This is a genomic window from Mesorhizobium sp. USDA 4132 (assembly GCF_056279545.1).
On record NZ_JBWCCP010000001.1, the window covers coordinates 1,933,187 to 1,956,542 of the forward strand.

At 61.3% G+C, this 23,356-nt stretch carries 23 protein-coding genes; 17 read left to right on the plus strand and 6 right to left on the minus strand.

Annotation, left to right across the window (positions count from 1 at the left end; all coding sequences use genetic code 11):
- Nucleotides 1-88 precede the first annotated feature (88 nt).
- On the plus strand, nucleotides 89-838 hold the full coding sequence (locus ACZ9IU_RS10100; protein WP_038542583.1) for an AzlC family ABC transporter permease: 750 nt from the start codon (nucleotides 89-91) through the stop codon (nucleotides 836-838).
- On the plus strand, nucleotides 835-1,173 hold the full coding sequence (locus tag ACZ9IU_RS10105; protein ID WP_038542585.1) for an AzlD domain-containing protein: 339 nt from the start codon (nucleotides 835-837) through the stop codon (nucleotides 1,171-1,173). Before ACZ9IU_RS10100 ends, ACZ9IU_RS10105 begins: the two co-directional genes overlap by 4 nt.
- A 3-nt stretch (nucleotides 1,174-1,176) precedes the next feature.
- Here the strand turns inward: ACZ9IU_RS10105 and ACZ9IU_RS10110 are convergent, their stop codons facing one another.
- From ACZ9IU_RS10110 to ACZ9IU_RS10125, 4 genes are read right to left on the minus strand one after another with little or no spacing between them, the layout of a single operon-like run.
- Nucleotides 1,177-1,608, minus strand: coding sequence for an HIT family protein (locus tag ACZ9IU_RS10110; protein ID WP_038542587.1), 432 nt, complete (start codon nucleotides 1,606-1,608; stop codon nucleotides 1,177-1,179).
- Between the two features lie 44 nt (nucleotides 1,609-1,652).
- A complete protein-coding gene (locus ACZ9IU_RS10115; protein ID WP_038542589.1) occupies nucleotides 1,653-2,849 on the minus strand; it encodes a GNAT family N-acetyltransferase in 1,197 nt (398 codons plus the stop codon).
- A gap of 8 nt (nucleotides 2,850-2,857) precedes the next feature.
- Nucleotides 2,858-3,595: a glycerophosphodiester phosphodiesterase family protein gene (locus ACZ9IU_RS10120; protein ID WP_038542591.1), complete on the minus strand. Its 738-nt coding sequence runs from the start codon at nucleotides 3,593-3,595 to the stop codon at nucleotides 2,858-2,860.
- Nucleotides 3,592-4,062: a RidA family protein gene (locus tag ACZ9IU_RS10125; protein WP_038542594.1), complete on the minus strand. Its 471-nt coding sequence runs from the start codon at nucleotides 4,060-4,062 to the stop codon at nucleotides 3,592-3,594. Before ACZ9IU_RS10125 ends, ACZ9IU_RS10120 begins: the two co-directional genes overlap by 4 nt.
- Nucleotides 4,063-4,172: 110 nt before the next feature.
- Here ACZ9IU_RS10125 and ACZ9IU_RS10130 point away from each other — a divergent pair, with 110 nt between their 5' ends.
- The 14 genes from ACZ9IU_RS10130 (at nucleotide 4,173) to lpxB (ending at nucleotide 18,417) form a co-directional block, all read left to right on the plus strand.
- Nucleotides 4,173-5,018, plus strand: a complete 846-nt coding sequence (locus ACZ9IU_RS10130) for a cell envelope integrity EipB family protein (RefSeq protein ID WP_038542596.1) — start codon at nucleotides 4,173-4,175, stop codon at nucleotides 5,016-5,018.
- A gap of 214 nt (nucleotides 5,019-5,232) precedes the next feature.
- A complete protein-coding gene (gene rpsB / locus ACZ9IU_RS10135; RefSeq protein ID WP_007758342.1) occupies nucleotides 5,233-6,006 on the plus strand; it encodes a 30S ribosomal protein S2 in 774 nt (257 codons plus the stop codon).
- A 235-nt stretch (nucleotides 6,007-6,241) separates the two neighbouring features.
- On the plus strand, nucleotides 6,242-7,168 hold the full coding sequence (gene tsf / locus ACZ9IU_RS10140) for a translation elongation factor Ts (protein ID WP_038542598.1): 927 nt from the start codon (nucleotides 6,242-6,244) through the stop codon (nucleotides 7,166-7,168).
- Between the two features lie 114 nt (nucleotides 7,169-7,282).
- Nucleotides 7,283-8,005: a UMP kinase gene (gene pyrH / locus ACZ9IU_RS10145; protein ID WP_038542600.1), complete on the plus strand. Its 723-nt coding sequence runs from the start codon at nucleotides 7,283-7,285 to the stop codon at nucleotides 8,003-8,005.
- Nucleotides 8,006-8,050: 45 nt separating this feature from the next.
- Nucleotides 8,051-8,608: a ribosome recycling factor gene (gene frr, locus ACZ9IU_RS10150; protein WP_038542602.1), complete on the plus strand. Its 558-nt coding sequence runs from the start codon at nucleotides 8,051-8,053 to the stop codon at nucleotides 8,606-8,608.
- A 53-nt stretch (nucleotides 8,609-8,661) separates the two neighbouring features.
- Nucleotides 8,662-9,405, plus strand: a complete 744-nt coding sequence (locus ACZ9IU_RS10155; RefSeq protein ID WP_038542604.1) for an isoprenyl transferase — start codon at nucleotides 8,662-8,664, stop codon at nucleotides 9,403-9,405.
- Complete coding sequence (locus tag ACZ9IU_RS10160; protein WP_038542606.1) at nucleotides 9,405-10,238, plus strand: phosphatidate cytidylyltransferase; 834 nt, start codon at nucleotides 9,405-9,407, stop codon at nucleotides 10,236-10,238. The genes ACZ9IU_RS10155 and ACZ9IU_RS10160 overlap by 1 nt, the downstream gene beginning before the upstream one ends.
- 39 nt (nucleotides 10,239-10,277) lie before the next feature.
- The gene (gene rseP, locus ACZ9IU_RS10165; protein ID WP_038542608.1) at nucleotides 10,278-11,399 is read left to right on the plus strand and encodes an RIP metalloprotease RseP; all 1,122 of its coding nucleotides are present in this window, start codon (nucleotides 10,278-10,280) and stop codon (nucleotides 11,397-11,399) included.
- A 197-nt stretch (nucleotides 11,400-11,596) separates the two neighbouring features.
- A complete protein-coding gene (gene bamA, locus ACZ9IU_RS10170; RefSeq protein WP_038542610.1) occupies nucleotides 11,597-13,960 on the plus strand; it encodes an outer membrane protein assembly factor BamA in 2,364 nt (787 codons plus the stop codon).
- Nucleotides 13,961-14,011: 51 nt separating this feature from the next.
- Nucleotides 14,012-15,079, plus strand: a complete 1,068-nt coding sequence (gene lpxD / locus ACZ9IU_RS10175) for a UDP-3-O-(3-hydroxymyristoyl)glucosamine N-acyltransferase (protein ID WP_038542611.1) — start codon at nucleotides 14,012-14,014, stop codon at nucleotides 15,077-15,079.
- Nucleotides 15,072-15,539: a 3-hydroxyacyl-ACP dehydratase FabZ gene (gene fabZ, locus ACZ9IU_RS10180; protein ID WP_038542613.1), complete on the plus strand. Its 468-nt coding sequence runs from the start codon at nucleotides 15,072-15,074 to the stop codon at nucleotides 15,537-15,539. Before lpxD ends, fabZ begins: the two co-directional genes overlap by 8 nt.
- Complete coding sequence (lpxA, locus tag ACZ9IU_RS10185; protein ID WP_038542615.1) at nucleotides 15,536-16,351, plus strand: acyl-ACP--UDP-N-acetylglucosamine O-acyltransferase; 816 nt, start codon at nucleotides 15,536-15,538, stop codon at nucleotides 16,349-16,351. The genes fabZ and lpxA overlap by 4 nt, the downstream gene beginning before the upstream one ends.
- Nucleotides 16,352-16,357: 6 nt before the next feature.
- Nucleotides 16,358-17,239 carry an LpxI family protein gene (locus ACZ9IU_RS10190; RefSeq protein ID WP_038542617.1) on the plus strand — a complete coding sequence of 294 codons (882 nt, stop codon included), beginning with the start codon at nucleotides 16,358-16,360 and terminating at the stop codon, nucleotides 17,237-17,239.
- On the plus strand, nucleotides 17,239-18,417 hold the full coding sequence (gene lpxB / locus ACZ9IU_RS10195; RefSeq protein ID WP_038542620.1) for a lipid-A-disaccharide synthase: 1,179 nt from the start codon (nucleotides 17,239-17,241) through the stop codon (nucleotides 18,415-18,417). Before ACZ9IU_RS10190 ends, lpxB begins: the two co-directional genes overlap by 1 nt.
- 29 nt (nucleotides 18,418-18,446) lie before the next feature.
- Here the strand turns inward: lpxB and gltA are convergent, their stop codons facing one another.
- Nucleotides 18,447-19,736 carry a citrate synthase gene (gene gltA / locus ACZ9IU_RS10200; protein WP_038542622.1) on the minus strand — a complete coding sequence of 430 codons (1,290 nt, stop codon included), beginning with the start codon at nucleotides 19,734-19,736 and terminating at the stop codon, nucleotides 18,447-18,449.
- A gap of 288 nt (nucleotides 19,737-20,024) precedes the next feature.
- Here gltA and ACZ9IU_RS10205 point away from each other — a divergent pair, with 288 nt between their 5' ends.
- Nucleotides 20,025-22,532: a ComEC/Rec2 family competence protein gene (locus tag ACZ9IU_RS10205; RefSeq protein WP_080719151.1), complete on the plus strand. Its 2,508-nt coding sequence runs from the start codon at nucleotides 20,025-20,027 to the stop codon at nucleotides 22,530-22,532.
- Here the strand turns inward: ACZ9IU_RS10205 and lexA are convergent.
- Nucleotides 22,513-23,232 carry a transcriptional repressor LexA gene (gene lexA, locus ACZ9IU_RS10210; RefSeq protein ID WP_038542624.1) on the minus strand — a complete coding sequence of 240 codons (720 nt, stop codon included), beginning with the start codon at nucleotides 23,230-23,232 and terminating at the stop codon, nucleotides 22,513-22,515. The two genes, ACZ9IU_RS10205 and lexA, sit on opposite strands and share 20 nt — an antisense overlap.
- Nucleotides 23,233-23,356: the final 124 nt, after the last annotated feature.

Consider the following 23,356-nt stretch of genomic DNA (forward strand, 5'->3'; position numbering starts at 1 on the left):
TCCTTCGGATGGAATTTTGGCGATGCCGGGCTTGTCCCGGCATCGCTGTTTTCATGACTGACCGTTTCCCATACCCGCCGGAATACTTATGTCTCCAGACAGTGACGATCGCAGCGCCCTATCCTGGTTTTTTACCGGCATGCGGGGCCTGCTTTCGCTTCCGGCCCTCATTCTTCTAACCTCGATCGTCGGCTTCAGCGCCTTTGCGCTGGAATCGGGCCTGACGCGTGGCGAGGCGGTGTTCATGTCGCTGGCGATCTGGGCGCTGCCGGCGCAGGTCATCCTGATCGGGACAATGGCGAGCGGCGCCAATATTGCCGCCTGCTTTCTCGCGGTGACGCTCTCCTCGATCCGCATGACGCCGATGGTCGCCTCGGTCGTCCCGGAGATGCGAACAAGGCGCACGCCGATCTGGCTGCTGCTGATCCTGTCGCATTTCATCGCCATCACGTCCTGGGTCTTCGCGATCACCACGCTTCGCAACGTGCCGCGCGAGCACCGGGCGATCTATTTCGCCGGTTTCGGCGTGACGCTGACGTTGACCGGCACACTGGTCGTCGCGGTCTTCTACGATATCGTTTCGGCCTTTCCGCCGGCCGTCGCGGGCGTACTCTTCTTCCTGACGCCCGTCTATTTCAACGCCTCCATCTGGGCGAGCGCGCGCCAGCCGGTGGTGCAGATAGCTTTCGTCATGGGGGTGATCCTCGGCCCGACGCTGGCGCTGGTGACCCCGCAATTCGACGTGCTGTGCGCTGGCCTTGGCGGCGGCACGGCCGCCTATCTGATCGACAGGGCACGCCGCAAGAAAAAGCGTGCCGGGCAGGAGACCAGGCGATGATTGCCGAATACTGGACCTTCATCGTCATCGCAGTCGCCGGTTTCCTGGCGACCGATATCTGGCGGTGGCTCGGGGTTTTTACCGGCAACCGGCTGAACGAAGACTCCGAAGCGCTTTATTGGGTGAGGGCGGTGGCGACCGCGCTGGTCATGGCCGTCACCGCAAAACTGATCGTTTTCCCGAACGGCACGCTCGCCGGTTCGCCGCTCTGGCTGCGGCTGGCGGCGGCCGGCATCGGTTTCGCCATCTTCCTGGCGACCGGTCGCAAGGTCTGGATCGGCGTTGCGGTGCCGATGACGCTGCTTGTCGCTGGTCTCTGGTGGGTTGGTTTCTGAAGCTTAATTGCCCAATTCGCCGATGATCTTCTCGGCATTCGCCGCGAGTACGTCGTTATTCTCCATCTGGCCCGAATGGGGTTTCAACGGCTGTCCCTCGTAGCGCGGGACGACGTGGAAATGCAGGTGGTAGACAGTCTGTCCGGCGGCCGGTTCGTTGAACTGGATGACCGTGATGCCGTCCGCCTCGAAAGCCTCCTTGGCAGCTCTGGCGAGCTTCTGCACCACCGGGATGACCTTCGAAAGCACGGCAGGATCGGCATCGAGAATGTTGCGCGATGGAGCTTTCGGGAGCACCAGCAGGTGACCGGGCGACTGCGGCATGACATCCATGAAGGCAAGGGTGTCGTCATCCTCGTAGACGCGGTGGCACGGGATCTCGCCGCGCAGGATTTTTCCGAAGATATTGTTGCTGTCGTAAGCCTGGCCGCTCATTGCGATGTCCTCTCCTTGTTTTGCCGGCCCGATCTTTCCGGCCCCTAATCCTGTTCTTGCTGGCGCTCGCCCTTGCGGAACGGGCTGTGCTCGGCAAGATATTCCGTCATCTGCTCCACGTCTTCGCGCTCGTGTTCCAGATAGTCGGCGATCGCGCGCCTCAGCCCCGCATGGGCGATATAGTGCATCGAATGGGTGGTGACAGGCAGGTAACCGCGCGCCAGCTTGTGTTCCCCTTGCGCGCCCGCTTCGACGCGCTTCAGGCCCTTGGCGAGCGCGAAATCGATCGCCTGGTGGTAACAGACCTCGAAATGCAGGAAGGGATGGTCCTCGACACAACCCCAGTGGCGGCCGTAGAGCGCGTCCCCGCCGATGAAATTGATCGCGCCGGCGACGTATTTTCCCTCGCGTTTGGCCATCACCAGCAGGATGTCCTCGGGCATACGCTCGCCGATCAGCGAATAGAATTTTCGCGTCAGGTAAGGCCGGCCCCATTTGCGACCGCCGGTGTCCATGTAGAATTCGAAGAACTGGTCCCAGATGTCCTCGGTGAGGTCCTTGCCGGTCAGCCAGTCGATCGAAATACCGTTTTCCAGGGCCGAGCGCCGTTCCTTCTTCAGGGCTTTGCGTTTGCGCGACGCGAGCGTTTCGAGGAAGGCGTCGTGGTTCTCGTAGCCTTCGTTGATGAAATGGAACTGCTTGTCGGTGCGGTGCAGGTAGTCCGCCTCTTCGAAAGCAGCGACCTGGTCTTCCGCGACGAAGGTCACATGTGCGGAAGAGATGCCGAGCTGGCGTGTCACCTCCTGGAGACCGGCCGCCAGCGTCAGTTCGGTCGAATCCCGGTCGTAACCTTCGCAGACGAGCAGGCGCGGCCCGCTCGCCGGCGTGAACGGCACGGTGCACTGCAGTTTCGGATAATAACGCCCGCCGGCGCGCTCGAACGCGTCGGCCCAGCCGTGGTCGAAGACGTATTCGCCCTGGCTATGGCTTTTCAGATAACCAGGAACCGCGCCGATCAGCGTGCCCTTGTCGTCTTCGAGGAGAAGATGATGGCCGAGCCAGCCGGTCTTGGCGGTAGCGGAGCCCGATTCCTCCAGCGCCGAGAGAAAGGCATGCGACAGGAACGGATTGTAGGGCGTTTCCGAAAAGGAGGACTTGGACGTGCCCGAAAGGCGCGACCAGCTTGGCGGGCTGATCGCGCAGAAGGATTTTTCGATGCGGATGGTGAGATTGCCGGTCATACTCTGCTTTACAGGGAGGGGGAGGAAACCTCCCGCGGATCAAAACCTTCGAAGGTCATCTGGTCAGCATATTTATAGGTATGTTCGCGGCCGTTTGCATCCCTTACGGTCCAGGTAATGACCGGAATTCCGGTCGCCCTCTGGGCTGTGATGAACGTGTTCGGCAGGTGGGGGTAGTGGTAGGAAATGAAGTCGAGGCCGAGCTGCATGGCCTCGTCGTGCTCGAAGAATTCCTCCGGCTTGTCGCCCATGGCGGTGAGGCCGAGTGGGTAGGGCGAACCGGCATTTTTTAGGTCGCGCAGGATGTGGTAGTCGAAGCTCATCAGCGCCACCTTGCCCTGATAACCTTCGAGGACCTCGAGCACCGCCTCGGCGAACCCGTCGTCGTCGCCGTCGCCTTTGCGTCCCTTGACCTCGATCACCAGAGGCACCTTGCCGGCGACGAGGGCAAGCATCTGCTTCAGCGTCGGCACCTTGTCCTTGGTCGCCCCGACCGAAAGCATGCCGAGTTCGACTGAGGTCTTTTCACGGATATCGCCCTTGATGCCGCAGAGCCGTTCGAGATCGTGATCGTGGAAGATCACCGGCACGCTGTCGGCGGCAAGCTGCACGTCGCATTCGATCGCAAAGCCGGCCTCGACAGCGCGGGAAAACGCCGACAGGGTGTTTTCCCAGACTTGGTGGTTCATATCGTGATAACCGCGATGGGCGACCGGAAGGTCCTTGATCCAGGTGGCGTCGGTCATGCTTCGATCTCGATAATGGCTTCGATTTCGACGGAGGCGTTGAACGGCAGCGCCGCCATGCCGACGGCAGCCCGCGCATGCTTGCCCGCGTCGCCGAGAACGTTGGCGATCAGGTTCGATGCGCCGTTGGTGACGATATGCTGTTCGAAGAAGCCGGGCGCCGAGGCGACGAAGCTCGAAAGCTTGACCACCCGCTTGATCCGGCCGAGATCGCCGCCCAATGCCGCTTTCGCCTGGGCGAGGATATTGATGGCGCAGAGTTCGGCCGCACGGCTCGCTGCCGGCACGTCGACACCCGCGCCGACAAGGCCGGTGACGGCCACCTTGCCGTTTTCATTCGGCAGCTGGCCGGAGATGAACAGCAGGTTGCCGGTAATCACGTAGGGCACGTAATTGGCGGCGGGTGCGGCCGCGACGGGGAGTTCGATCCCCAGTTCCTTCAGGCGGCCTTCGATGGCTTCGGTCATTTTCGACTCCCGTTTTGTTGTAAATTCTTCAAAAATCCTGCATCAAGGCCTTAGCTTGGTCAGATGGCGTTCTTATAACATCCCCGACTGAGTCCAACAGGAGAATGTGAATGTTGCGAATGAGCCTCGGGGTGATCCTTGCCGGCGGTCTGAGCCTTGCGGCTGCCACCTCCGCGGACGCGACGACCGACGGTGCCGCCCGGCTGCTCGTCCCGCATCGCGCCATTTACGACCTGAAGCTCAAGAATGCCTCTGAACGTTCGGGCATCGAAGGCATGTTCGGCCGCATGGTCTATGAGTTCACCGGCTCGGCCTGCACCGGTTTTTCCACCAATTTCCGGCTGGTCACCAAGATCGACACGGGCGAGGAGACGCGCCTCAGCGACCAGCAGACCACGACCTTCGAGGACATGGCCGCAAACCAGTTCCATTTCGAGACCAAGTCCTTCACCGACGAGCAGCTCGACAAGCAGCTGACCGGCGATGCGTCGATCGCCGACAAGGGCGTCAAGGTGGCAATTACCCAGCCCGACGGCCGCGAGATCGACCTGCCGGCGAGCGATTTCCCGACCAGCCATATGCTAGACGTCATCGCGAATGCCAAGCAGGGTAAGAACTTCTTCGAGGCGCGGGTCTTCGACGGTTCGGAAAACGGCGACCAGGCGCTCCTGACGACGACGGTGATCGGCAAGTCGCAGACGGTGCAGAAGGACGATGTGGATGCCGACAAGGCGGGCGAGTTCGCAAAGACGGCCTATTGGCCGGTGACGATCGCCTATTTCAACGAAAATGCCGCCGGCGATCCCACCCCGGTCTACAATATGTCGTTCAAGCTCTACGAAAACGGCATCACCCGTGATCTCACCATGGATTACGGCGACTTCGTGCTGTCCGGCAGCCTGGTCAAGCTGGAGCTCCTGAAGCCGCAGGATCCGTGCCCCGCGCCGACGAAATAGCCGTCCTCTGTCAATTGCGGTCACTGGCTGGCCCGCTGAGGCAATTTCCGGCAAAAGCACTTGCTTTTGCGGCAAATCGAATGTATGGCCAGCCGCATTCCACACGTAAGGCATGGGATTGTCCGGGAGAAATCCGGACTGTTCCGCCCGGTGGCATTCTCGAAGAGGGTGCTGTTCGCCTTGCGGAGGTTCAACCGGAAAAGGATAACAAGGCATGGCATTGCCCGATTTCTCTATGCGCCAGCTTCTCGAAGCAGGCGTTCACTTCGGCCACCAGACTCATCGCTGGAACCCGAAGATGAAGCCGTATATCTTCGGCGACCGTAACAACATCCACATCATCGACCTGGCCCAGACCGTCCCGATGCTGTCGCGCGCCCTTCAGGTCGTGTCCGACACCGTCGCCCGCGGCGGCCGCGTTCTGTTCGTCGGCACCAAGCGCCAGGCGTCTGAACTGATTGCCGACTCGGCCAAGCGTTCGGCCCAGTATTACGTCAACTCCCGCTGGCTCGGCGGCATGATGACCAACTGGAAGACCATTTCGAATTCGATCCAGCGCCTGCGCAAGCTCGATGAGATCCTGAATTCGGAACAGTCCGGCTATTCCAAGAAGGAACGCCTGAACCTCGAGCGCGAACGCGAAAAGCTGGACAAGGCTCTCGGCGGTATCCGCGACATGGGCGGCACTCCGGACCTGATGTTCATCATCGACACCAACAAGGAAAAGATCGCTATCGACGAAGCCAAGCGCCTGGGCATCCCGGTCGTTGCTATCATCGATTCGAACTGCGATCCGGACCTCATCGACTACCCGATCCCGGGCAATGACGACGCCTCGCGCGCCATCGCTCTCTACACCGACCTGATCGCCCGCGCTGCCATCGACGGCATCGCTCGCCAGCAGGGCGCTTCGGGCCGCGACATCGGTGCCTCTGCAGAAGCTCCGATCGAGCCGGCGCTCGAAGGCGAAGCAGAAGCAGAAGCTTAAAGCCCGGATGGAGCGGCCCGGCCGCTCCTCCTTTCTGAAATTCGATCGAGGCCAGAGATACCGATCCCTGGCCTTGGTCGTTTCAAGGCGAGCCGCCACCGCTTGGTCGTCGAGGCGATCGCTTTCGTGATGTCTTCATCACGCTGTCACACTTCCGGGTACATTCGTCCCAAAACTTTTGAGTCCGCCGACGTTTTTCCGGCGAGAAGCACTTGAACCGACAAGAGGCAAAACAATGGCTGAAATCACCGCTGCACTGGTAAAGGAACTGCGCGAAAAGTCCGGCGCAGGCATGATGGACTGCAAGAAGGCGCTGACCGAAACGAACGGCGACATCGAAGCGGCGATCGACTGGCTGCGTGCCAAGGGCATTTCCAAGGCCGACAAGAAGTCCGGCCGCACCGCGGCTGAAGGCCTGATCGGCATCGCGAGCGCCGGCCACAAGGCTGTCGTCATCGAGCTCAACTCGGAAACCGACTTCGTTGCCCGCAACGATGCCTTCCAGGACCTCGTCCGCGGCGTTGCAAGCGTCGCCCTGACGACCGACGGTTCCGTCGAAGCAATCTCGGCTGCCACCTATCCGGCTTCCGGCAAGCCGGTTGCCGACACCATCAAGGACGCGATCGCCACGATCGGCGAGAACATGACGCTGCGTCGCGCCGCCCTGCTGCAGGTCGAGCACGGCGTCGTTGCGACCTATGTCCATAACGCTGCCGGCGACGGCATCGGCAAGCTCGGCGTTCTGGTCGCCCTGAAGTCGGTCGGCGACAAGGAAGTCCTGAGTTCGATCGGCCGTCAGGTCGCCATGCACATTGCTGCCACCAACCCGCTCGCCATCCGCGCCGAAGAAGTCGATGCGGCTGTGGCTGAGCGCGAGCGCAACGTCTTCATCGAGCAGTCGCGCGCTTCCGGCAAGCCGGAAGCCATCATCGAAAAGATGGTCGACGGCCGCATGCGCAAGTTCTTCGAAGAAGTTGCCCTTCTGTCGCAGGCCTTCGTCGTCAACCCGGAAGTGACCGTCGGCCAGGCCGTCAAGGACGCTGAAAAGCTCGCCGGCGCTTCGATCGAAGTCGTCGGCATGGCCCGTCTTCTGCTTGGCGAAGGTGTCGAAAAGGAAGAAACGGATTTTGCCGCTGAAGTCGCGGCAGTCGCCAAAGGCTGATATTCGTTAGCTAAAGCTGTCGAAAGCGCAAGGGCACCGGTGACAAGCCGGTGCCCTTCGTGTATCCGCAACCCGTTTGACCCTCCGCATGCATTTCGATTTCAAGGAGCCTCCATGTCGCCTCAGCCCCTCTACAAGCGTGTCTTGCTCAAGGCCTCCGGTGAAGCTCTGATGGGCAGCCAGGGTTTCGGCATCGATGTCGCAGTTGCCGATCGAGTCGCCTCCGATATCGCCGAAGCGCGCGCCATGGGCGTCGATGTCGGCGTGGTCGTCGGCGGCGGTAATATCTTTCGCGGCGTCGCGGTCGCTTCCAAGGGTGGCGACCGGGTGACCGGCGACCATATGGGGATGCTCGGCACCGTGATCAACGCGCTGGCGCTCGCCACCTCGCTGCGCAAGCTGAACGTCGATACCGTGGTTCTGTCGGCGATCTCGATGCCGGAGATCTGCGAGAGCTTTTCGCAGCGCCAGGCGCTGCATCATATGGCGCAGGGCAGGGTGGTGATCTTCGCCGGCGGCACCGGCAATCCGTTCTTCACGACCGATTCGGCGGCAGCGCTACGCGCGGCCGAAATCGGTGCGGAGGCGATCTTCAAGGGCACCCAGGTGGACGGCATCTATTCGGCCGATCCCAAGAAGGACCCGACGGCGACCCGCTTCGAGACGCTGACGCACGGCGAAGTGCTCGAAAAGGGTCTGGCGGTGATGGACGTGGCGGCGGTGGCGCTCGCCCGCGAAAATTCCATCCCGATCATCGTTTTTTCGATCCATGAGAAGGGCGGCTTCGCTCAAATCTTGACCGGCGGCGGCCGCAAGACCATCGTAGCGGACAATTGAGGCGCGGCGTCGCGGGCCGCCCAGACAACATACGGGAGTAGACGGATGAGTGGAATCGACCTCAACGACATCAAGCGCCGCATGGAAGGCGCGATCAACGCCTTCAAAAGCGATATCGCCTCGCTGCGCACCGGCCGCGCCTCGGCCAATATTCTCGATCCGGTGATGGTCGAAGCCTATGGTTCGCGCGTGCCGCTCAACCAGGTGGCCAACATCACCGTGCCGGAAGCGCGCATGCTCGGCGTGTCCATCTGGGACAAGTCGATGGTCGGCGCCGTCGACCGGGCGATCCGCGAATCAAACCTCGGCCTCAACCCGATCGTCGATGGCCAGAGCCTGCGCATTCCGCTCCCCGAGCTCAATGAAGAGCGCCGCAAGTCGCTGGTCAAGGTCGCGCATGATTATGCGGAAAAGGCGAAGGTTGCTGTACGTCACGTCCGCCGCGATGGCATGGACGGCCTGAAAAAGGCCGAAAAGGACGGCGACATCGGCCAGGACGAAAGTCGCTCGCAGTCGGAAAAAGTGCAGAAGATGACGGATGATACGATTTCCGAAGTCGACCGCTTGCTTGGCGACAAGGAAAAGGAAATCATGCAGGTCTAATTTAGGCCTGGTTTGCCGCCATATTCCCGGCGGCCAAAGGAGCCGCATAGAATATGGTGAACCCCGAGCTTGCAATCATCCCTCAACACGTTGCCATCATCATGGATGGTAATGGACGCTGGGCCAACAAGCGCGGGCTTCCTCGTACGGTCGGACACAGCAAGGGCGTCGAAGCGGTTCGCGAAACGGTACGGGCTGCCGGCGATGCGGGCGTCAAATATCTGACGCTCTTTGCGTTTTCTTCGGAAAACTGGAGCAGGCCTGAAACCGAGGTGAGGGATCTCCTCGGTCTCCTCCGGCGCTTCATCCGCCAGGATCTGGCCGAACTGCACCGCGAGAACATCCGCATCCGGGTGATCGGCGAGCGCGAAAAACTGCGCAGCGACATCCTCCCGCTTCTTCTTGAAGCCGAGGAAACCACAAAGTTCAATACGTCGCTGACACTGATCATCGCCTTCAACTACGGTGCCCGCGATGAGATCGCCCGCGCCGTCGCGATGCTCGCGCGCGACGTCGAGGCCGGCATCCTCAAGGCATCCGAGATCGACCCGGACAAGATCAGCGCAAAGCTGGACACCGCCGGCATTCCCGATCCGGATCTCATCATCCGCACCAGCGGCGAGGAACGGCTTTCGAACTTTCTGCTGTGGCAGGCGGCCTATTCCGAACTTGTCTTCCTGCCGGACTACTGGCCGGATTTCGATCGGAAGCTCTTCCTCGACGCCCTGAAGATCTATGCCTCGCGCGACCGCCGCTTCGGTGGCCTATCGGACAAGACGATAGCGGTGGGCGGTTGATGAGCGCTGAACTGAAGCGCCGCATTGCATCCGCATTGGTTCTGGCGGTCGTGGTGCTGACGGCCACCTGGTATGGCGGCCTGACATTCCGCGTCGTGGCGGCCGTCATGGCGGTGCTGATCTATTACGAGTGGTCGACGATCACGCGGGCGGCCGAGCGCGATTTTCGTGCCAACGCCTTTGGCTGGCTCTCCATTGTTCTGATCGCCATTGATCTCGTCGCTGACGAAGGCGAGCTCTCTGTGCCGATTCTCGGCGGCGCGATGATCACCGCCATTCTTTTCGTGCTGCTGCGCAAGGGAAGCTGGTGGCTGCCGGGTGGCATCTTTTACGCAGGCTTGAGCGGTATCTCGCTCGCCGCTATCCGCGCCGAGGACCAGGCGGGGTTGGTCGCGACGCTTTTCATTTTCGCGGTCGTCTGGGCGACCGACATTCTCGCGTATTTCGTCGGCCGTGCCCTGCAGGGGCCAAAACTGGCGCCGCGGATTTCTCCCGGCAAGACCTGGTCGGGCGCGATCGGCGGCACCGTATCGGGCGTGATCGCAAGCTCGGCCCTGACGCTCGGCGTGTTTTCCCGGCTGTCGATCTGGACGGTGGCGATCGCATTTCTGCTCTCGGTCGCAAGCCAGATAGGCGACCTGTTCGAATCGTTCATCAAGCGCCGGTTTGGGGTGAAGGATTCCAGCCACCTCATCCCGGGGCATGGCGGCGTCATGGACCGCGTCGACGGCCTCGTTTTCGCCTGTTTCGCAGCGTTCCTGCTGACGCTTGTTTATGCGGCCACGACGGGCCATCTTGATATATCGGTTGCAGGCTTTCTCTTCGGCTTTTGAGGACTGGGCGACCGCTACAATGTTGAAACGGAAACTTTGATGGCCATCCTCAGCTTCTTCACCGGCTACATCATCCCCTTCGTGCTGGTCTTGTCCCTGCTCGTCTTCGTGCACGAGATGGGACACTATCTCGTCGGGCGCTGGTGCGGCATCCGGGTAACCGCCTTCTCGGTCGGCTTCGGCCCGGAACTCATAGGCTTCACCGATAGTCACGGCACCCGCTGGAAGATCTCGGCGATCCCGCTTGGCGGCTACGTCAAATTCTTTGGCGACGAGGATGCCGCGAGCATGCCTGATGCGAGCGGCCTTGCGGGCATGAGCGAGGAAGACAAAGCCAGGACTCTCGCAGGCGCCAAGCTTTGGAAGAGGGCCGCCACTGTTGCGGCCGGCCCGATCGCCAATTTCATTCTGGCAATCGCGATTTTCGCCGTCCTCTTCAGCGTCTATGGCAAGGTGGTCGCCGATCCGGTGGTTGCCGAGGTTCAGCCGAATAGCGCCGCCCTTGCCGCTGGCGTGCAGCCCGGCGATCGGCTCGTGGCTCTTGACGGGTCGCGCATCCGGACTTTCGACGACGTGCGGCGTTATGTCAGCATCAGACCGGAGACCCCGATCATCGTGACGGTCGAGCGCAACGGCCAGGATCTCGATCTGCCGATGGTGCCGAAGCGCTCCGAGGTGACCGACCAGTTCGGCAACAAGGTCGAGCTCGGCCTGATTGGCATCGTCACCAACGAACAGCGCGGCAATTTCCGCATCGAGACGTTCACGCCGCTGCAGGCCGTTGCCGAAGGCGTCACCGAGACCGGCCATATCGTCACCGGCACCTTCCGCTATATCGGAAATCTGGTGACCGGCCGGATGAAGGCCGACCAGCTCGGCGGGCCGGTCAGGGTCGCCCAGGCATCGGGGCAGATGGCGTCGCTCGGCTTTGCAGCAGTGGTCCAGCTGGCAGCCGTTCTTTCGGTCTCGATCGGGCTTTTGAACCTCATGCCTGTGCCAGTTCTGGACGGCGGCCATCTCGTCTTCTACGCAATCGAGGCCATCCGTGGCCGGCCGCTTGGCGCGGGAGCGCAGGAGATCGCCTTTCGTATCGGGCTTGCGATGGTTTTGAGCTTGATGGTGTTCGCGACCTTCAACGACATCAGCAATCTGATCGGCTGATGTCCTTCAAATCGTAAAAGAAACCGTTTATTCACCATGTTTCCAACAGTTGCGTGGCCATTGGGTCACGCAAGGGAAGTAAGTAAACAGAAATTAACGCGATGCCTTGCTTGTAGGTCAAAAGAAGGTAAAACGACACACGTGGCCGGAGTCGGGCACCACCCGCCGAGGGACAACGGGAAAAGGTAAGAATTGAAATGAAGGCTGGTTCAAAGTTTTTGAACGCAGTGTCGGCGTTTGCGCTGTCTGCTAGTGTTGTTGCATCGGGCGCAGGTGTACTGGTACTTGCTTCCGCACTTTCTGCCGAAGCGGCGGTTATCCGGAACGTTCAGGTCCGCGGCGCACAGCGCGCCGGCGAGGAGGCCGTCCGTTCCAACCTGACCATCCGTCCGGGTGTCAACTTCTCCAACAACGACATCGATGAATCGGTCCGCAAGCTCTATTCGACCGGCTATTTCTCGGATGTCAAAATCAGTGTTTCCGGCAGCACGCTCGTCGTGTCGGTGAGCGAAAATCAGCTCATCAATCAGGTCGTGTTCAACGGCAACCGCAAGATCACCGACGAGAAGCTTCAGGCCGTGGTGCAGACCCAGCCGCTCGGCCCGTATAATCAGGCCCTGATCGATGCGGATATCCAGCGTCTGCGCGAAGCCTATCGTGCGATCGGCCGCAGCGACGTCCAGATCACCACCCAGACCGCTGACGTCGGCCAGGGACGCGTCAATCTCGCCTTCGTCATCAACGAAGGCGACCGCACCAAGATCGCCGACATCAATTTCGTCGGCAATCAGGCTTATGGCGATGGCCGCCTGAAGTCGGTGATCGTCACCAAGGAATCCGGCCCGCTGTCCTTCCTGACCCGCAAGGACGTCTATAGCGAGGACAAGCTGCGCGCCGACGAAGAAGCGTTGCGCCAGTTCTATTACAATCACGGTTATCCGGACTTCCGCGTCATCTCGTCGGAAGCTGTGCTCGACGCATCGGGCAACAAGTACAATATCAGCTTCACGGTCGAGGAAGGCCAGCGTTACGAATACGGCAACGTCTCGGTCGAATCCACCGTCCAGGGGATCAGCAGCCAGGACCTCGAAGGTCTGGTTAAGACCCGTGCCGGCAACGTCTACGACGCCCGCGAAATCCAGAAGACCATGGAAGCGATCTCCAAGCGCGTCGCCGCGGCCGGTTATCCGTTCGCCCGCGTCACGCCGCGCGGCGACCGTAATATGCAAAACCACACGGTCGGTGTTTCCTACCTGGTCGACCAGGGCGAGCGCGCCTACGTCGAGCGTATCGAAATCCGTGGCAACACCCGCACGCGTGACTATGTCATCCGCCGCGAATTCGATTTCAGCGAAGGCGACGCCTTCAACCAGGAAATGATCTCGCGCGCCAAGCGTCGCCTTGAAGCGCTCGGTTACTTCACCTCAGTCAACATCTCGACTTCGCAGGGCTCGTCGCCCGATCGCGTCGTCATCGTTGTCGATGTCGAAGACCAGCCGACCGGTTCGTTCGGTATCGGTGCCGGTTACTCCGCTGGCGGCGACGGCTTCCTGCTCGAAGCTTCGATCGAAGAAAAGAACTTCCTCGGCCGTGGCCAGTTCATCCGCGTCGCAGTCGGCGGTGGTCTTGACGAAGCGCGCAGCTACAATCTTTCGTTCACCGAGCCCTACTTCCTCGGTTATCGTCTGGCGGCCGGTTTCGACCTCTTCAAGAGCAAGACCTCGTCGAACAGCTATTACGATTACAACGAGCAGGGCGTTACCCTGCGCGTTACGGCGCCGATCACCGAAGATCTGGCGACGACGTTCCGCTACACCTACAAGGAAATCGAGTACTCCAACGACGGTGCCTTCGGCGCTGACGGCGTTCCTGGCACCGTAGACGACAATCTTTCGTCGCCTTACATCTCGATGATCGACAACGGCAAGTTCGTTCAATCGTCGATTTCGCAGACGCTGACCTACAATACGCTCGACAGCCAGACGCTGCCGCGCGAAGGCATCTACGCGACGATCACGCATGAATATGCAGGTCTCGGTGGCGACTCCGACTTCTACAAGATTTCCGGTCGTGCCCGTTACTTCCAGCTCCTGTCGACCGAAGCTGACCTGATCGGCTCCATCGCAGTCGGCGCCGGCCATGTGGTTTCCACCGGCGACAATCTGCATGTCTTCGATCAGTTCACGATCGGCGGTCGTCAGGTCCGCGGCTTCGAGAACGACGGTATCGGTCCGCGTACGACTGATCACGGCGACGCGCTCGGTGGCACGACCTACTTTACGGCCTCTGCCGAAATGACGATGCCGATGCCGGCTGTTCCGGAAGACTTCGGTCTGCGTGCTGCTGTCTTTGCCGATGCCGGTACACTTTACGGCAACGATGTTCCGCTCGGCACCAGCACCGCGCAGGGCACCAGCATGAACTGGCGTGCTTCGGTCGGTGCGGGTATCATGTGGGCGTCGCCGTTCGGCAACATCCGCTTCGACTACGCGCATCCCGTCATGAAGGAAGACTTCGACGAAACCCAGGAATTCCGGTTCAGCATGGCGAACCAGTTCTGATCATCTCCGCTCGCGATTGCGGGCGGAAATCTGTTCTGGAGCTTTAGCTTTATGGACCACAATGAATTCTTTCCGCCCCATGATGGCGTGAGCCTGCGCGAGTTGGCCGCCCTTCTTGGGGCCGAATTGCTTGATGGCAGCGCCGGAGATCGGCTGATCCGTTCCGTTGCGCCGGTTGCGCGGGCCGGCGAAGGCGAGATCTGTTATATCCTGTCCCGGAAAAGCCGTCGCGAACTGGAAAGCTGCAAGGCTTCCGCGATTATTTGTGACACGGCGATCCGTTCCATCATCCCGGCCCATATCCCGGTTGTGCTGACCAAGACCCCGCACACGGCGTTTGCGCAGGCGGGTGCTATCCTGCATCCGATCGCGATGCGACCATCCCCGATCACCTCGTTTCCGCCCGGCATTTCGCCGGCCGCTTTCGTGGATCCAACCGCCAGGCTTGAACCCGGCGTCGAAGTCGAGCCCATGGCCGTGATCGGCGCGCGGGCGGAAATCGGCACCGGCACTCGTATCGGCGCCGGCAGCGTCATCGGCGCCGATGTCAAGATCGGCCGGGATTGCACGATCGCTGCGGGTGCGAGCGTGGTTGCAGCTCTCATCGGCAATGGCGTGATCATCCATAATGGCGTTCGCATCGGCCAGGATGGCTTCGGTTTTGCTCCGGGTCCGAGAGGCATGCTGAAAATCGTTCAGATCGGCCGCGTCATCATCCAGGACAATGTCGAGATCGGCGCCAACACGACCGTCGATCGCGGCGCCATGGATGATACGGTCATCGGCGAAGGCACTAAGATCGACAATCAGGTTCAGATCGCCCACAACGTCCGCATCGGCCGCCATTGCGGCATTGCGAGCGGCGCAGGTATTGCCGGTTCGACGCGGATCGGCGACGGAGTATTGATCGGTGGCGCATCCGGTATTAATGGACACATCTCGATTGGAGACGGCGTGCAGATCGCCGCGATGAGCGGTGTGGTGGGGGATATTCCCGCCGGGGCGCGTTATGGCGGCATTCCCGCCCGCCCGATGCCGGATTTCCTCCGCGATACCGCGGAAGTCTTGATGCGTTCGGACGAGCGGGCGAAACGCAGAGGAGAGAAGAAGAATGACTGATGAGACCAAGCCGGTGCTCGGCGCGGCCGATATTCAGGAAATCATGAAGCTGCTGCCGCACCGCTATCCTTTTCTCCTGGTCGATAAGATCGTCGAGATCGATGGCGATAATTCCGCGATCGGCATCAAGAACGTCACCGCCAACGAGCCGCATTTCACCGGGCATTTCCCGGAGCGGCCGATCATGCCGGGCGTGCTGCTGATTGAAGGCATGGCGCAGACCGCCGGCGCAATCTGCGCCAGGAAGGAAGGCGAGGGTGGCAATCTCGTCTACTTCATGACCATCGACAATGCCCGCTTCCGCAAGCCGGTCGTGCCGGGCGACCGGGTCGAGTTCCATGTCACCAAGCAGAAACAGCGCGGCAATATCTGGAAATTCCATTGTGACGCGAAGGTAGACGGCGTACTTGTTGCCGAAGCCGATATCGGCGCGATGATCCGGCGCAAGGAAGAAGAATGAAAAGCATTGCAGCTAGCGCACGCATCCATCCGTTAGCTTTGGTCGAGGACGGTGCCGTCATCGGCGAGAATGTCGTCGTCGGCCCGTTTTCGCATGTCGGTCCGCGTGTGGTGCTGAAGGATGGCGTCGAGCTGGTTTCGCATGCTGTGGTAAGCGGCCGTACCGAGATCGGCCGCAACTGCCGAATTTTCCCGATGGCGATCATCGGCGGCGTCTCCCAGAGCCTTCATGAGGCTGGCGAGGATTCGACGCTGACGGTTGGCGATAATTGTACCATGCGCGAAGGCGTGACGATGAATTGCGGCACGGTCGGCGGCGGTGGCAAGACCGTCGTTGGCAACAACTGCCTGTTCCTCGCCAATTCGCACGTGGCGCATGACTGTCAGCTCGGCAACGACATCATTATGTCGAACAATGTCATGCTCGCGGGTCATGTCCATGTGGCTGATCGGGCGATCCTCGGTGGCGGCTGCGCGGTGCATCAGTTCACCCGCATCGGCCGCCAGGCTTTCATCGGCGGGCTAACGGCCGTCAATTACGACGTCATCCCGTATGGCATGCTGAACGGCAATCCCGGCGTGCTCGGTGGTCTCAACGTGGTCGGCATGACCCGCGCCGGCATTGAACGGGCGACCATCCATGTCGTCCGCCGCGCCTTCAAGCAGATCTTCGAGGGCGAGAGCAACATCCGCGCCAACGCAGCGGCGATCCGTAACGACTACGCCGATTGCAAGGAAGCGATGGAAATCCTTGATTTTATCGCGGCCGATAGCGATCGCGCCATTTCCTCGACGTTCCGCGGCAAGGGCTGACCCGCGATGGCCGGCCTCCCGAGCCTTGCGCCGAAGGGCCGGCTGGCGATCATCGCCGGGAAGGGCTTTTTACCGCTCTATGTAGCAAAAGCCGCGCAGCAAGCCGGTGAAGCGCCGCTCATTCTCGCGCTCGCCAATGAATCCGATCACAGCTTTGATGGTTTCGAGGCGGTTTCCGTCGGCGTCGGCGATCTTGCCGCAATCGAGCGCCTGTTTCGCGACAAGGGCGTCACCCGCGTCATCCTCTCGGGAGGTGTGGCGCGAAGACCTGACTGGCGCGACATCCATCCAACCTTCCGCACCATCCTGAAAGTCCCCTCCGTGGTTCGCACGCTGCTGTCCGGCGGTGACGATTCAGTGCTCCAGATGGTCATCAAGCTCATCGAGGCGATGGGCTGCGAGGTGCTGGGCGCCCACGACATCGTCCCCGGCCTGCTCGCCAAGACCGGACCGCTCGGTGCTCATACGCCATCCGATGATGATCGCCGCGACATCGATCGTGCGTCCGAAGCCGCCAAGCGTCTCGGCGAACTCGATATCGGCCAGGGCGCCGTCAGCGTCGGTGGACGTGTTGTGGCGCTCGAGGGCGTCGAGGGCACGGACCGGATGCTCGAACGGGTGACGGCATTGCGCGCCGAGGGCCGCATTTCGGCCCGCCGCAAAGGCGTGCTCGTCAAGCTTTGCAAACCGCAACAGGATATGCGCGCCGACCTGCCGACGATCGGCCCGTCGACCGTCGAGAATGTCATCCGGGCCGGGCTCGCGGGCATCGCCGTGGAGGCGGGGCGCGCACTTGTGCTGGAAGAAGCGAAGATGATTGCCGCGGCCGATGCTGCCGGTATTTTCGTCTGCGGTATCGATCCCGGTCTGCCGCAAGGAGGATTGTGATGGTCAAGACCTTGAAGGTTGGCGTCATCGCCGGCGAAGTATCCGGCGATCTCCTCGGCGGCGATCTGATTACGGCCTTGAAGGCAGCTTGTGGCGGCGAGGTCGAACTCATCGGGGTCGGCGGCGAGGCGCTCGAAGCGCAGGGCCTCAATCCGCTCTTCGATTTTTCGGAGCTGTCGATCATGGGGTTTACCCAGGTGATCGCCCGCCTGCCGAACCTGGTCAAGCGGATCAATCAGACGGTGGCGGCCATCGTTGCTGCAAAGCCGGATGTGCTGATCATCATCGACAGTCCTGATTTCACCCATCGCGTCGCCAAGAAGGTAAGGGCCGCTCTGCCGGACCTGCCGATCGTCGATTATGTCTGCCCGAGCGTCTGGGCATGGAAGGAATACCGCGCCAAGGCGATGCTCGCCTATGTCGATCATGTCCTGGCTGTGCTGCCGTTCGAGCCCGAGGCCATGAAGCGTCTCGGCGGACCCGAAACAACATTCGTCGGTCACCGCCTGACCGCCGATCCGTCGCTCCTCAAGGTCCGCGGTATCCGTGCCGAACGCCCCGTAAAGGCGCAGGGCGAACAGAGGACGATCATGCTGTTGCCGGGCTCCCGGTCGGCGGAGATCAAGGCGCTACTGCCGATCTTCGGCGAGGCGGCCCGCGAGTTCGTCGCCCGCAACGGACCGACCCGCTTCGTGTTGCCGACGGTTGCCCGCCAGGAAAAGCTGGTGCGCGAGATCGTTGCCGGTTTCGAGGTCAAGCCGGAGATCACCGCTGATACGGACGGCAAATGGGCGGCATTCGCCGAAGCCGATGCGGCGCTTGCAGCCTCGGGCACGGTTATCTTGGAACTCGGTCTTGCCGGGATTCCACTGGTCTCGGCCTATAAGACCGACTGGCTGATCACCATGCTCGCAAAACGCATCAAGACCTGGTCCGGCGCCCTGCCGAACCTCATCGCCGACTATGTCGTCGTGCCGGAATACGTCAACGAGGTGGTGCGGCCGGCAAGCCTGTGCCGCTGGGCCGAGCGCTTGTCCTCCGACACGATGCAGCGTCGCGCCATGATCGAAGGTTTCGATCTTACGTGGGAGCGCCTGCAGGTGCCCGTGCCGCCGGGCGAGGCGGCCGCCGGCATCGTTCTCCAGGTTATGGACACCAAAAAACCCGGCCATTTCTGACCGGGTTTTTATTTGGTTGTGATTGCCGATTAACGCTTGGAAACCGGGATGTAGTCGCGCTGCGCTTCGCCGGTATAGAGCTGACGCGGGCGGCCGATGCGCTGCTGCGGATCTTCGATCATTTCGGCCCACTGGGCGATCCAGCCGACGGTGCGGGCGAGAGCGAAGAGCACGGTGAACATGGTGGTGGGGAAGCCCATCGCCTTCAGCGTGATGCCCGAATAGAAGTCGATATTCGGGTAGAGCTTCTTCTCGATGAAGTACTCGTCGGTGAGCGCGATGCGTTCCAGTTCCATCGCGACCTGCAGGAGCGGATCATCCTTGTGGCCAAGTTCGCCGAGCACTTCATGCGTGGTCTTCTGCATGATCTTGGCGCGCGGATCGTAGTTCTTGTAGACGCGGTGACCGAAGCCCATCAGGCGGAACGGATCGTTCTTGTCCTTGGCGCGGGCGATATATTCCGGGATCTTGTCGACCGTGCCGATTTCCGTCAGCATGTTGAGCGCAGCTTCGTTGGCGCCGCCGTGGGCCGGGCCCCAGAGGCAGGCAATGCCGGCCGCGATGCAGGCGAACGGGTTGGCGCCCGAGGAACCGGCGAGGCGGACCGTCGAGGTCGAAGCGTTCTGCTCGTGGTCAGCATGCAGGATGAAGATGCGGTCCATGGCGCGCGACAGCACCGGATTGACCACATACTCCTCGCACGGAACCGCAAAGCACATGCGCAGGAAGTTCGACGCATAGTCCAGGTTGTTCTGCGGATAAACAAAGGGCTGGCCGATATGGTACTTGTAGGCCATCGCGGCAAGCGTCGGCATCTTGGCGATCATGCGCAGCGAAGCGACCATGCGCTGATGCGGATCGGTGATGTCGGTGGAGTCGTGATAGAAGGCAGACAGCGCCCCGACACAGCCGCACATGACGGCCATCGGATGGGCGTCGCGGCGGAAGCCGGTGAAGAAGCGGCTCATCTGTTCATGGACCATCGTGTGGTGGGTCACGCGATAGTCGAAGTCCTTCTTCTGGGCAGCGGTCGGCAGTTCCCCGTAAAGCAGCAGGTAGCAGGTTTCCAGGAAGTCGCCGTGCTCGGCGAGCTGTTCGATCGGATAACCGCGATGCAGCAGGATGCCGGCGTCGCCATCGATATAGGTGATCTTGGATTCGCAAGACGCCGTCGAGGTGAAGCCGGGGTCGTAGGTGAAGGTGCCGGTGTGCTTGTAGAGAGCGCCGATATCGACCACATCGGGACCTATGGTCCCCGACTTGACCGGCAGATCGACTTGTCTGTCACCGATTACCAGATTTGCGCTTGTTTCCGTCATGCTGATCCTCCAACCTTTTGGCGGCATGGCGCCCTAAAAGCGCCACAAGAATTAAGCGTCCACCAGTTTAGCTATATGATCCTAAAGCTGATGCCAAGCTGTCGTGACGGCATTTTGTGCAGCGCGAAAAATTATTGAGCAACAGCTTTTGCTTGGATGTCCAACTTCCTGTTGCATGCCCTTTCGGCGGCTCGGAATTCCCGATATTTAACCGCCAGTTGACGACCGAAGAATAAGCGCGCAGGTTGTATTGCCGCATGTCTGGCGGTGGGGCGGACAGAGCGTTTCATGCCGGAGGAAAATGCATTTCCGACGCATGCCAAGGCAGGGAAACTGATATCCCGGCCGCCGGACCCCCGCATAAACACAAGCGCTCCCGACTCGGGCAAGCTCCGAAATCTGGCCGAGCTTTTCCCCGCGATCGAGCGCCGCCCGCCGGTCCATACGCTGGACGAGGGCTTTCGCCGCTCCGCGAGCCGGCGCCTCGATCGGTTGCTACGCCGTCTCCCGGTCATGCTGGAAGAGGAGACGGTCTATGGCCATGGCTTCCTTTTCCTGCCGGTCGTCGTCGGGGCAGGGGCCGTCTGCTGGTTCGCACTGCCCCATAACCCTGCGTTCTGGCCGTTTTTCCTCGTTTTTTGCGTATGTACGATCTTCGTCATCGTCTCGCGCCACCGCTCCGGCACGATCCATCTCTTGCCGCTCGGTGTCGCGCTCTTTCTGGGCGGCATGATGCTGGCACAGTTCGAGACGTGGCGGCGGTCCACCGTCGTTCTCGATACGCCGGTGACAACCGAACTTGCCGGCGTGGTCGAGCGCAGGGAGATCGATGCCCAGGGCCGTTGGCGCTATGTCGTCCTTATCGACCGGACATCCAATCCGGAAGTCAGGCGCCCGCCGGAGCGTGTATCGCTGCTTGCAAGGTCTCGACATGAGCCCGCCCAGATCGGCGAGACGATCAGCGGCCGCGCGCGCCTTTCACCACCCTCCGGACCTGCACTGCCTGGCCTCAACGACTTTGCCTTCTCCTCCTATTTCGACGGCATCGGCGCGGTCGGATTTTTCTATGGAGCGCCGAAAAAACAGGCTGCCGGTCCGTCGACCCGGAGCTGGATTGCCGACATCGAAAGCCGGCTTTTCGATCTCCGCAGCGCAATCGCCACCCGTATCCGCGAGACCGTGCCGGGAGATTCCGGCGCCTTTGCCGCGGCAATCGTGACGGACGAACGCCGGGCGATCTCCAAGGGAACGACCGAAGCTTTACGGCTTTCGGGATTAGCCCATATCGTCGCCATTTCCGGACTGAACATGGCGCTCGCCGCCGGTATCTTCTTCGTCGGCGTGCGGACCGTGCTCGCGGTCTTTATGGGCTTCGGCCACGCCTATCCGGTGAAGAAGATCGCCGCACTCGGCGCTCTGATAATGGTCACCGCCTATTACCTGATCTCCGGTTTCGGCGTTTCGGCCGAGCGGGCCTACATCATGATGGCAATCATGCTGGTTGCCGTCCTCTTCGACCGACCGTCGATCAGCCTGCACAATGTGGCGCTGTCCGCGCTCGTCATCATCGCCATGTCGCCCTCGGAAATGCTCGGGCCGAGCTTCCAGATGTCGTTTGCCGCCACCGTTGCCCTGGTCGCCGGTTACGCGCTCTGGAAACAGAGGGCCGAGGGCCGCGATCCTCAGCCTCTGCCGTTCCGTCACCGCATGGTGATGCCGATCCTGGCATCGTGGAATTTCGCAGCCGGCGTCTTCGTCACCTCGCTGATCGGCGGCGTTTCGACCGCGATGTTTTCGGTCGAGCATTTTCATCGCATCGCCACCTATGGCCTCGCCGCAAACCTCGCAGCCATGCCGATCATCTCCTTCGTGGTGATGCCGGCCGGTCTGGTCGGCATGCTGCTGATGCCCTTCGGCCTCGACGCTCCCTTCATGAAGCTCATGGGCCTTGGCCTGGAAGCGGTGATCGCCATTGCCGGGCACGTGGCTGCCTGGGGTGGCGATGTCGGGATAGGCCGCCAGCATCCATGGTTCCTGACGGTCTCAACGGCAGGCTTCCTGCTGCTGACCCTGCTCAGGACGAAGCTAAGGCTGATCGGTCCGCCGCTGATGGTGACCGCTCTGCTGCTTTCCTGGCATGAGCGATCGACGCCTCTGGCGGATATATTGGTCTCGGAAGACGGGACAATGGTGGCGCTCGTAAACGGGGAACGGGTTTCCACCAACCGCACCCGCCCGCCTGATTTCATCTACGACCAGTGGAAGAGGGCGCTTCTGCTCGGCGACCCGACCAAACCGGACATGTCGCCGGCCAGGGACAAGCCGCCCGACCGCAAACCAGCAGGCGCAAAAAACGATAAGCGCCGCGAGTTGACCTCGGCGGAACTCGAAACAGTGAGGTTGCGAATAAGCCAGGTGACTTCCGACCGCTTCACCTGCGAGCCTAAGGCCTGGTGCGCCGCAAGCACGGGCAATGCCATCATCGTGGCCGTAGAAGACGGCCGTTATGCTGGCGCTGCCTGCGACGCCGCCGATCTTGTCATCGCCCCGCGGGCACGCTTCGACCGATGCCGGTCCGGCGGACTGATGATCAATGGCACGACGCTCAGAAAGACCGGCGCGCTGGAGATTTCGCTGAACGACACGGGCGACATGCGACGCTGGCAGGTCCGTGCCGCAATGGCGGCCGAGGACCGGCCCTGGACTAGGCACCGCCACTACGATTGGCGAAGCCAGAGTTTCGACAACGCGTTGCCGGAACCGCTCCGGCAGCTGATCAGTGATAACGGCGGATGAGGCCGACGAGCTTGCCCTGGATCTTCACCCGGTCAGGCCCGAAAATGCGGGTCTCGTAGGCGGGGTTGGCGGCTTCGAGCGCGATCGAGGCGCCGCGGCGGCGAAAACGCTTCAGCGTCGCTTCCTCATCGTCCACCAGCGCCACGATGATGTCGCCGGGATTGGCCGTCGTGCCGTTGCGAATGATCACGGTGTCGCCATCGAGAATGCCTGCCTCGATCATCGAATCGCCCTTGACCTCCAGCGCGTAATGCTCGCCGGAGCCGAGCATCTCGGCCGGCACGGAGATGTCGTGCGTGTTGTTCTGGATCGCCGAGATCGGCACGCCGGCGGCGATGCGGCCCATGACGGGAACGGTCGTGGCGTTCGACGAGCCATCGTTGGCCGCGAGTTTCTGAGGTGCTGCGGCCGGCTGCGGTTTGCCGAGGCTGCCCTCGATGACGCTGGGCGAAAAACCGCGCCGCGGCTGAATGCTCGGCGAATAGGCTTCCGGGAGCTTGATGACTTCCAGCGCGCGGGCCCGGTTCGGCAGGCGGCGGATGAAGCCGCGCTCCTCGAGCGCCGTGATCAGACGATGGATTCCGGACTTGGACGCAAGGTCGAGCGCGTCCTTCATTTCGTCGAATGACGGCGGGATACCGGATTCTTTCATGCGTTCGTGAATGAACAGAAGCAATTCCTGTTGTTTGCGCGTGAGCATCTTTTGGCACCCTCAGAGTCGGAAACAAATCCAGAACGGACACTATATGTTCCATATGTGTTCCGCAAGTCCCTAAATTTCTGTGAAGTATGATGATTTTTTCTTCATAGATGCGTGCCAGATA

Excerpts from the sequence above, each read along its gene's own strand:
- ACZ9IU_RS10100 (WP_038542583.1), top strand. The coding sequence starts at position 89 with ATGTCTCCAGACAGTGACGATCGCAGCGCCCTATCCTGGTTTTTTACC.
- ACZ9IU_RS10105 (WP_038542585.1), top strand. The coding sequence starts at position 835 with ATGATTGCCGAATACTGGACCTTCATCGTCATCGCAGTCGCCGGTTTC.
- ACZ9IU_RS10110 (WP_038542587.1), bottom strand. The coding sequence starts at position 1,608 with ATGAGCGGCCAGGCTTACGACAGCAACAATATCTTCGGAAAAATCCTG.
- ACZ9IU_RS10115 (WP_038542589.1), bottom strand. The coding sequence starts at position 2,849 with ATGACCGGCAATCTCACCATCCGCATCGAAAAATCCTTCTGCGCGATC.
- ACZ9IU_RS10120 (WP_038542591.1), bottom strand. The coding sequence starts at position 3,595 with ATGACCGACGCCACCTGGATCAAGGACCTTCCGGTCGCCCATCGCGGT.
- ACZ9IU_RS10125 (WP_038542594.1), bottom strand. The coding sequence starts at position 4,062 with ATGACCGAAGCCATCGAAGGCCGCCTGAAGGAACTGGGGATCGAACTC.
- ACZ9IU_RS10130 (WP_038542596.1), top strand. The coding sequence starts at position 4,173 with ATGTTGCGAATGAGCCTCGGGGTGATCCTTGCCGGCGGTCTGAGCCTT.
- rpsB (WP_007758342.1), top strand. The coding sequence starts at position 5,233 with ATGGCATTGCCCGATTTCTCTATGCGCCAGCTTCTCGAAGCAGGCGTT.
- tsf (WP_038542598.1), top strand. The coding sequence starts at position 6,242 with ATGGCTGAAATCACCGCTGCACTGGTAAAGGAACTGCGCGAAAAGTCC.
- pyrH (WP_038542600.1), top strand. The coding sequence starts at position 7,283 with ATGTCGCCTCAGCCCCTCTACAAGCGTGTCTTGCTCAAGGCCTCCGGT.
- frr (WP_038542602.1), top strand. The coding sequence starts at position 8,051 with ATGAGTGGAATCGACCTCAACGACATCAAGCGCCGCATGGAAGGCGCG.
- ACZ9IU_RS10155 (WP_038542604.1), top strand. The coding sequence starts at position 8,662 with ATGGTGAACCCCGAGCTTGCAATCATCCCTCAACACGTTGCCATCATC.
- ACZ9IU_RS10160 (WP_038542606.1), top strand. The coding sequence starts at position 9,405 with ATGAGCGCTGAACTGAAGCGCCGCATTGCATCCGCATTGGTTCTGGCG.
- rseP (WP_038542608.1), top strand. The coding sequence starts at position 10,278 with ATGGCCATCCTCAGCTTCTTCACCGGCTACATCATCCCCTTCGTGCTG.
- bamA (WP_038542610.1), top strand. The coding sequence starts at position 11,597 with ATGAAGGCTGGTTCAAAGTTTTTGAACGCAGTGTCGGCGTTTGCGCTG.
- lpxD (WP_038542611.1), top strand. The coding sequence starts at position 14,012 with ATGGACCACAATGAATTCTTTCCGCCCCATGATGGCGTGAGCCTGCGC.
- fabZ (WP_038542613.1), top strand. The coding sequence starts at position 15,072 with ATGACTGATGAGACCAAGCCGGTGCTCGGCGCGGCCGATATTCAGGAA.
- lpxA (WP_038542615.1), top strand. The coding sequence starts at position 15,536 with ATGAAAAGCATTGCAGCTAGCGCACGCATCCATCCGTTAGCTTTGGTC.
- ACZ9IU_RS10190 (WP_038542617.1), top strand. The coding sequence starts at position 16,358 with ATGGCCGGCCTCCCGAGCCTTGCGCCGAAGGGCCGGCTGGCGATCATC.
- lpxB (WP_038542620.1), top strand. The coding sequence starts at position 17,239 with ATGGTCAAGACCTTGAAGGTTGGCGTCATCGCCGGCGAAGTATCCGGC.
- gltA (WP_038542622.1), bottom strand. The coding sequence starts at position 19,736 with ATGACGGAAACAAGCGCAAATCTGGTAATCGGTGACAGACAAGTCGAT.
- ACZ9IU_RS10205 (WP_080719151.1), top strand. The coding sequence starts at position 20,025 with ATGCCGGAGGAAAATGCATTTCCGACGCATGCCAAGGCAGGGAAACTG.
- lexA (WP_038542624.1), bottom strand. The coding sequence starts at position 23,232 with ATGCTCACGCGCAAACAACAGGAATTGCTTCTGTTCATTCACGAACGC.